Source organism: Rahnella sp. NRRL B-41462 (assembly GCF_003263525.1).
GTDB lineage: Bacteria > Pseudomonadota > Gammaproteobacteria > Enterobacterales > Enterobacteriaceae > Rahnella > Rahnella aceris.
In genome coordinates this window covers 26,987-33,884 of record NZ_JYDF01000060.1, presented here as the reverse complement: position 1 = coordinate 33,884, position 6,898 = coordinate 26,987, and the positions used below count along the sequence as shown (strand labels likewise).

Genomic DNA, 6,898 nt, shown 5'->3' with positions numbered 1-6,898 from the left:
TGACCATAGATTTTTATGGGCAACCGTTGGGATCGGATGGCCTGTATATGAATCCTAAGGTGGTCTGGTGATCGCTATACAGTCCATTGCCTCTTGTGAGCTCGCTGATACCTTTGCACCGACTATTTGGTTATTCCCGATCCCTCCATTGCATAAAAAAAGGCGGCTTATTCAGCCGCCCAAGACACAGGGAATTGATCAAGTATTACAAAGCGCATTAGCCTTACAGTTAACCTTTCACACCGCCTGCCGTTAAGCCGCCGACCAGCCAGCGTTGAGCAATCAGGAACACCGCCGTAATCGGGATAGCCGACAATATGGCTGCCGCCGCGAAATCACCCCACAGGTAATTTTGCGGGTTCAGATATTGCTGCATACCGACCGCCAGGGTGTAGCTGTTGACGTCACGCAGCAGTAACGACGCCACCGGCACTTCGGTGATGGCCGCAATGAACGACAGAATGAACACCACTGCCAGAATTGGCACAGACAGCGGCAGCAGAACCAGACGGAATGCCTGCCACGGGCTGGCACCGTCCAGCGCAGCGGCTTCTTCCAGCGAACCGTCGATGGTTTCGAAATAGCCTTTGATCGTCCAGACGTGCAGGGCGATGCCGCCCATATAGGCGAAAATCACGCCGCCGTGGGTGTTCAGCCCGAGGAACGGCACGTACATGCCGAGACGGTCGAACAGGGCGTATAGCGCCACCAGCGACAGCACCGCCGGGAACATCTGAAAAATCAGCATCCCTTTAAGCAGCGAACTTTTACCGCGGAATTTCATGCGGGCAAAGGCATAGGCGCAGGTGGTGGAAAGCGCGACGATGCCGACGGCGGTGATCACGGCGATCTTGATCGAATTCCACAGCCACAGCATCACCGGGAACGGCGGTGGCGTAACGCTGCCGTCGCTGTTGTTGACGGCAATGCCGAGCGCCAGTTTCCAGTGATCCCACGAGACCTGATCCGGGATCAGGCTGCCGGTGGCGAAGTTACCCGGACGCAGCGAGATGGCGAACACCATCAGCAACGGGAACAGGATCAGCGCCAGAAAGCACAGCAACAGCAGGTGTGTGACCAGCAATCTGACTTTCTGCGACTTCGGTTTAACCATAGGCATTGTTTGTTTCTCCTCAGTCGAATTTCATACGTGATGCTTTCAGGTTCACGACAGCCAGCGCTCCCACCAGCAGGAAGATTAGCGTGGCAATCGCTGCCGCCAGCCCGAAGTCCTGCCCGCCGCCGCCTTCAAAGGCGATGCGATAGGTGTAGCTGACCAGCAAATCGGTATGACCCGCTGGCGTGGTGGTGCCGAGCATGTCCGGCCCGCCGTTGGTCAGCAACTGGATCAGCACGAAGTTATTAAAGTTAAACGCGAAGCTGGCGATCATCAGTGGCGTCAGCGGTTTGATCAAAAGCGGCAGCGTGATGCGGAAGAAGTTCTGCATCGGCGTCGCGCCGTCCATAGCGGATGCTTCGTAAAGATCGTCCGGGATCGCTTTCAGCAGGCCCATGCACAGGATCATCATGTACGGATAACCGAGCCAGGTGTTGACGATGATGATCATGCTTTTGGCCGTCCATGGATCGCTGAACCATGCCGGTTTGATGCCAAACAGCGCGCTGAGCATCAGGTTGATCTCACCAAAACTCTGGTTGAATAACCCTTTGAAAATAAGAATCGAAATAAACGCAGGCACGGCGTAGGGCAGGATCAGCAGGATGCGGTACGCCGCTTTCCCTTTCAGTTCTTCCCACTGCACCACGCAGGCCAGCACCATACCGACAGCCACGGTGAGCACCACGGTCAGCAGGGCGAATACAACGGTCCAGACGAAAATCGACAGGAACGGTTTCTGGATCCCTTCGTCATGTAACACGCGAAGGAAGTTGCCCCAGCCGATGCCGACGGTAAAGCCGGGGCTGAGTTTTTCTGCCTGCCATTCGCCCTGAGCGTTCACTGCCTGATAGAAGCCGGTGTCCATGTTCGGGCGGTAAATCGTGCCGGTTTGCACATTGGTCAGCTGCTTCTTATCTTCACCGAGTTTGTACAGCGGCTGAGTGCCGGAGAACTGGCGCAGGGAACTCATGCGCAGCGTTTCGCCGTCGGGTAATTTCGCTGAGATCTGACCGAGGGCCAGACGGTTTTGTGTCACTACCCGCAACCCGGCTTTTTCAGCCGATGGCGCGGTTTGCGGCAGCATGTCCAGCGTTTGCGGCGCGGAAGCGTTGAAAGCAAAAGGCGGGGAAACCAGCGTCTCGCTGTTATCCGCCGACGTCAGTGCCAGCTGCCATCTATCGCCCGCAGGGAAGAGTGCGAAATTCAGCACCTTGCCGCCCTGGAATTCACGTCCCATGAGAACGGACTGCGCACGTTCAAAGGTCAGCTGATTGGTGCTGCTGTAGTTAGTGAAGGCAATCGCGATGGTGCAGATCAGCGGAAACAACACAAATAACGACATCCCGGCCAGACCGGGGTACACGTAGCGCCACGAATACGCGCGGCGGTTGCCATAAATGTATAAGCCGACACCGGAGAGGATCAGGGTTAGAACGGCAAAGAGGTATTCACCCTGCGCATACATCAGCACGATCAGATAACCGGTAAAGCAGGCGAGCAGGGCGATGATCAGCCACTTAAGCGCATTGCTGAACGGCCTTTTTTTGGCTACTGGCATAGGGACAATCCTTGTAGTGGCGGTACGGAGCAGGTTGGCTCCGTACCGTTCATTGAGCTAAAACGCAGGCATTACTTGGTAATGCGGGTTTCTACATCTTTCAGTGCTTGCGGAACGGTCTGACGGCCATTCACCGCGTTGATGATGGCGCTGCGTTCTGCGTACCAGAAGGCGCTCATCTGCGGGATGTTTGGCATGATTTCACCGTTCTTCGAGTTCGCCATGGTGGCAGCAATGCGCGGGTCTTTTTCCAGTTTCTCCTGATAAGACTTCAGCGCCACGGCACCCAGCGGTTTGTCCTTATTCACGACGGCCAGACCGTCGTCGGTGATCAGGTAGTTTTCCAGGAACTCTTTCGCCAGCTCTTTGTTCGGGCTGGCGGCGTTGATACCGGCTGTCAGCACGCCGACGAACGGTTTAGACGGCTTGCCGTGGAACGTTGGCAGCAACGTCACGCCGTAGTTGATTTTGCTCTTGTCGAGGTTTGACCACGCCCACGGACCGTCGATAGTCATTGCGGTCTGGCCTTTGTTAAAGGCGGCTTCAGCGATGGAGTAATCGGTGTCGGCGTTGATGTGTTTGTTTTTCACCAGATCGATGATGAATTGCAGGCCAGCCTGTGAACCTGCGTTATTCACGCCGGTGTCTTTGATGTTGTATTTGCCGTTTTCATACTTGAACGCATAACCGCCGTCAGCGGCGATGATTGGCCAGGTGAAGTACGGTTCCTGCAGGTTCCACATGATGGCGCTCTTGCCTGTGGCGCGCAGCTCTTTGTCCAGCGCCGGGATTTCTTCCCAGGTTTTTGGCGCTTCTTTAATGATGTCTTTATTGTAAATCAGTGACAGCGCTTCAACCGCGACCGGATAGCCGATCAGCTTGCCGTTGAAGGTGACCGCATCCCAGGTGAACGGGAACAGTTTGTCTTTGAAGGTCTGGTCCGGGCTGATTTCAGCCAGCAGACCGGATTGTGCGTAGCCGCCAAAACGGTCATGCGCCCAGAAGATGATGTCAGGGCCGCCGCCTGTGGCTGCCACTTGCGGGTATTTTTCTTCCAGCTTGTCCGGATGTTCTACCGTGACTTTAATGCCGGTGTCTTTTTCAAATTTCTTACCGACTTCCGCCAGGCCGTTATAGCCCTTGTCACCGTTGATCCAGATGACCAGCTTTCCTTCTTCTATTTTGGCGAACGCGGAAGATGACAACACCAGCGTAGCCAGCGCCGAGAGTGCCAGTGTGTGTTTAACAATCTTTTTAATGCTGAGGGTCATAATCCAATCCTTTTGTAGTCGGTTTTTTTATCGTCTGAGACGGAAAAGACAGGGTACGACGCCAGTGTGGATTTAACCTGTCACAGCTTCATCATCCCCCCCTCTACGCCCCCACCTCTCAGAATGTGATCCCACCGACACTCTCAGGCGTTATGTGGTTCATCACTCAAAAATATGGTTCGTTTTTTGCCATTCAGATCACGAATTTGATTTTTGCTGTGAACTTTCATCCGGTTGCGGTGAATCGTCATCCTCCCTGCTCCTCCCCCATGAAAAACTTTGTTACGGATGATTACGGTTACCGGCTAATCCTTCACTCTTCGTTGCATTGAGTTTTCTCGCTGGCAGCAAGTACAGGAGTTCAGGATGGCGAGCGTTTCCCTTAACAGCGTGTACAAAGCCTTTGGCGACACCGTGATTTCCAGCGACATCAACCTGGAAATAGAAGAAGGCGAGTTTGTGGTGTTCGTCGGGCCGTCCGGCTGTGGTAAATCCACTCTGCTGCGCATGATTGCAGGCCTGGAAGACATCACGTCCGGTGAATTGAAGATTGGCGATAAACGCATGAATGAAGTGCCGCCCGCCGATCGTGGCATCGGCATGGTGTTCCAGTCTTATGCGCTTTATCCGCATCTGTCTGTGGCAGAAAACATGTCCTTCGGCCTGAAGCTGGCGGGGGCAAAAAAAGCCGAGATCAATCAGCGGGTGAATCAGGTTTCCGAAGTGTTGCAACTGGCGCATTTGCTGGACAGACGCCCGAAAGCGCTTTCCGGCGGACAACGTCAGCGCGTGGCGATTGGCCGTACGCTGGTTGCCGAGCCGACGGTTTTTCTGCTCGATGAACCGCTTTCTAACTTAGATGCTGCGCTGCGTGTGCAGATGCGTATTGAGATTTCACGCCTGCATAAGCGCCTGAAACGCACCATGATTTACGTGACCCACGATCAGGTCGAAGCGATGACGCTGGCCGACAAAATCGTGGTGCTCGATGCCGGGCATATCGCGCAGGTCGGTAAGCCGCTCGAGCTGTATCACTATCCTGCCAACCGCTTTGTCGCCGGTTTTATCGGCTCACCCAAAATGAATTTCCTGCCGGTGAAAGTCACCGCTGCTGAACCTGCGCGCGTACAGGTCGAATTGCCGAACCGCCAGCAAGTCTGGCTGCCGGTGGAAGGGACCGACGTGAAAGTCGGCAGCAACCTGTCACTGGGTATCCGCCCTGAACATCTTCTGCCAAGCGACGTCGCTGAAGTGACGCTTTCCGGCGAAGTGCAGGTCGTCGAGCAACTGGGTAACGAAACACAGATCCACATCCAAATTCCGGCAATTCGTCAGAACCTGGTGTACCGCCAGAACGACGTGGTGCTGGTAGAAGAAGGTGCAACATTCGCCATCGGTTTGCCGCCACACCGCTGCCATCTGTTCCGCGAAGACGGAACGGCATGTCGCCGGTTACACCCCGAACCTGGTGTTTGAAAGCACGCGATCCCCTACAGGAGAAAATGATGATCACAATGCGTAGTTCTTCCCTGGCGCTGGCAGTGGCTGCTGGCATCCTTTCTACACAAGCAATGGCGGTGGATTTCACAGGTTATGCCCGTTCGGGTATTGGCTGGACCGGCAGCGGCGGCGAGCAGCAATGTTTCAAAGCGACAGGTGCAGACAGCAAATACCGTCTCGGTAACGAATGTGAGACGTATGCAGAGTTGAAACTGGGTCAGGAAGTGTGGAAAGAAGGGGATAAGAGCTTCTACTTCGACACCAACGTGGCGTATTCCGTTTCTCAACAGAACGACTGGGAGTCAACCGATCCGGCTTTCCGCGAAGCAAACGTGAAGGGTAAGAACCTGATCGAATGGCTGCCGGGTTCGACTATGTGGGCCGGTAAGCGTTTCTACCAACGTCATGACGTTCACATGATCGACTTCTACTACTGGGATATTTCAGGTCCTGGTGCGGGTCTGGAAGATATCGATCTGGGCTTCGGTAAACTGTCTCTGGCTGCCACCCGTAACACCGAAAGCGGCGGTTCATACGGTTATATCGCCGACCAGCGTAACGAAGTGCCTACCTCCAACGACGTGTTCGACGTGCGTCTGGCAGGCCTGCAAACTAACCCGGGCGGTGTGCTGGAGTTAGGGGTGGATTACGGTCGTGCTAACGCGCGTGATGGTTATTCACTGGCTGACGATGCGACCAAAGACGGCTTCCTGGTCACTGCGGAACATACGCAAAGTATTTACAACGGCTATAACAAATTCGTGCTGCAATATGCCGCAGATTCCATGACGGATCCGGGCCAGGGCGCGGCGAACGGCCACTCGAATGGTGCTGCCATCAACAACAACGGCAGCATGGTGCGTGTGCTCGACCACGGTGCTATCGACTTCAACGACACCTGGAGCCTGATGTACGTGGCGATGTATCAGGACGTTGACCGCGATAACAACAACGGCACCACCTGGTACACCGTCGGTGTCCGTCCGATGTACAAATGGACCCCGATCATGAGCACCTTGCTGGAAGTCGGTTACGACAACGTGAAATCCCAGCGTACCGGCGACAAAAACGGCCAGTACAAAGTCACCCTGGCGCAACAATGGCAGGCGGGCGACAGCATCTGGTCACGTCCGGCCATCCGCGTGTTTGCCACTTATGCGAACTGGGATGAAAAATGGGGCTACGACACTGACAGCGGCGCAAACAATGGCTTAGCGATGAACGACACCAGCACGACCACATACAGCCGTGGTAATGACGACGAAATAACCTTCGGCGCCCAGATGGAAATCTGGTGGTAATTTTTTCCTTCCTCCTTCGCGCTGCCGATGCGTTGGCTGCGCGTCCTCGCCCCGGTCACGTAGTTGTCTACGCTCCCGGGGACTTGGACGCTTGCCGCCTTCCGGCAACCCGAAAGAGTTTGGAAAAATGGCAATGTAAGTTTTAAAA

The 6,898-nt window shown here is 54.9% G+C and carries 5 protein-coding genes; 2 read left to right on the top strand and 3 right to left on the bottom strand.

What is annotated here, in order from left to right:
* Positions 1-229: 229 nt before the first annotated feature.
* From malG to malE, 3 genes are all read right to left on the bottom strand, one after another.
* Positions 230-1,120, bottom strand: a complete 891-nt coding sequence (gene malG, locus UC14_RS15710; protein WP_013573871.1) for a maltose ABC transporter permease MalG — start codon at positions 1,118-1,120, stop codon at positions 230-232.
* Positions 1,121-1,133: 13 nt separating this feature from the next.
* Entirely contained in the window at positions 1,134-2,678 is a 1,545-nt protein-coding gene (gene malF / locus UC14_RS15705) for a maltose ABC transporter permease MalF (protein ID WP_013573872.1), read from the bottom strand.
* Between the two features lie 71 nt (positions 2,679-2,749).
* Positions 2,750-3,949 carry a maltose/maltodextrin ABC transporter substrate-binding protein MalE gene (gene malE, locus UC14_RS15700; protein WP_013573873.1) on the bottom strand — a complete coding sequence of 400 codons (1,200 nt, stop codon included), beginning with the start codon at positions 3,947-3,949 and terminating at the stop codon, positions 2,750-2,752.
* A 366-nt stretch (positions 3,950-4,315) separates the two neighbouring features.
* Here malE and malK point away from each other — a divergent pair, with 366 nt between their 5' ends.
* Both malK and UC14_RS15690 read left to right on the top strand, forming a co-directional pair.
* Positions 4,316-5,425, top strand: coding sequence for a maltose/maltodextrin ABC transporter ATP-binding protein MalK (malK, locus tag UC14_RS15695; protein ID WP_013573874.1), 1,110 nt, complete (start codon positions 4,316-4,318; stop codon positions 5,423-5,425).
* Between the two features lie 26 nt (positions 5,426-5,451).
* Positions 5,452-6,750 carry a maltoporin gene (locus UC14_RS15690; protein ID WP_014411581.1) on the top strand — a complete coding sequence of 433 codons (1,299 nt, stop codon included), beginning with the start codon at positions 5,452-5,454 and terminating at the stop codon, positions 6,748-6,750.
* The last annotated feature ends 148 nt before the right edge of the window (positions 6,751-6,898 follow it).

Bases quoted from the DNA above. Each gene is read 5' to 3' on its own strand.
- malG (WP_013573871.1), bottom strand. From the start codon at position 1,120: ATGCCTATGGTTAAACCGAAGTCGCAGAAAGTCAGATTGCTGGTCACA.
- malF (WP_013573872.1), bottom strand. From the start codon at position 2,678: ATGCCAGTAGCCAAAAAAAGGCCGTTCAGCAATGCGCTTAAGTGGCTG.
- malE (WP_013573873.1), bottom strand. From the start codon at position 3,949: ATGACCCTCAGCATTAAAAAGATTGTTAAACACACACTGGCACTCTCG.
- malK (WP_013573874.1), top strand. From the start codon at position 4,316: ATGGCGAGCGTTTCCCTTAACAGCGTGTACAAAGCCTTTGGCGACACC.
- UC14_RS15690 (WP_014411581.1), top strand. From the start codon at position 5,452: ATGATGATCACAATGCGTAGTTCTTCCCTGGCGCTGGCAGTGGCTGCT.